Raw genomic sequence first — 1,086 nt, forward strand, 5'->3', positions numbered from 1 at the left:
ACGAAAACACGACTATCAATCTCTATGGACCAGCCTTTAATGTTTTAGTTGCATCCGGTCTGTTAGGTTATGTGAGTGACGGCAAACAAACCACTATTGGCTTTGATGGGCATAGATATGACTTTGTCAGCAGAATTATTGGCGGCAATGGCTATACCTACGAGACAATACCTGCTGGTAGTAACATGTTTAAAGAAACATGGAATATGTTCTCAGATCCCATAAATCCCCATACTTGTCTTGGAGATGCAGGTTATAAATGTAGATATTATTATGGTTCATCTCATCGTGAACAATTTCCTTTAAGTAAATCATGGAGTAAAAAATGAAACACATCGTAAAATTATTAAGTGCTGTAACTTTGTTAAGTATAGCTGGATGTCAGTTTAATAAGCCTCCTTCAGGATATTTGACTGCTTGGGAAAAACCAGGAGCAGATTTTACAGAGATAGGAAAAGGCTTGTTAGAATGTGGTATGCCAACCCCTTATGATAAGGATCCAGAAAGCAGCAAGCTCAGTAATAATGCAATAGCAACAATTCATGCTTGTATGGTTCAATCAGGATTCCGCTATAAAGATGAAAGGGGGGGGGGATGGTGTGTAAATCATAAAGCCGAGGATCTTCCCATTTGTCGTCCTGGCGCTGTCATACCACAGCGCAGTGTCAAGAAGCGCTTAAATAGCCCTTTTTGTAAAAAGTATAAAAATGCACCTGAATGCAAACCTTAAGTTTTGCTTGTGATGATCAACAATCCCCCATCCTTGCATTTGCTTGGAATGGCGGGATTGTTTCCTCAATCCATCATCTCAATATTGTTCACCGTTGTTTTAAGCAGCGGTGACAGAAAATATCAACAGGCTTATGAGCTGTTTTATCGTAAATAAATCCATTAAAAGAGGGGAAAAATGAAGAAAATCTTAAAAATATTGAGTTGCATAGCTCTCTTAAATACAGCTGGATGTGTTAACCAACCTCCTCCATCAACTTTGGCATTATGGGAAAAACCAGGTGTCGATAAAGCGATGATCCAACAATCCTTATCAAAATGTGGCTGGAAACCGGTTTATGCTTCTTCTAGTGATAT

The 1,086-nt window shown here is 38.9% G+C and carries 1 protein-coding gene and 1 pseudogene; both read left to right on the forward strand.

Annotated features, from left to right (window positions below):
* Positions 1 to 329 (forward strand): annotated as a pseudogene (locus ABID23_RS08080) (filamentous hemagglutinin); the annotation flags it as partial.
* A complete protein-coding gene (locus ABID23_RS08085; protein ID WP_354190993.1) occupies positions 326 to 730 on the forward strand; it encodes a hypothetical protein in 405 nt (134 codons plus the stop codon). The pseudogene ABID23_RS08080 and the gene ABID23_RS08085, both read left to right, overlap by 4 nt.
* Positions 731 to 1,086: the final 356 nt, after the last annotated feature.

This window comes from Bartonella silvatica, assembly GCF_040545155.1.
GTDB lineage: Bacteria > Pseudomonadota > Alphaproteobacteria > Rhizobiales > Rhizobiaceae > Bartonella > Bartonella silvatica.

Excerpts from the sequence above, each read along its gene's own strand:
- ABID23_RS08085 (WP_354190993.1), top strand. The coding sequence starts at position 326 with ATGAAACACATCGTAAAATTATTAAGTGCTGTAACTTTGTTAAGTATA.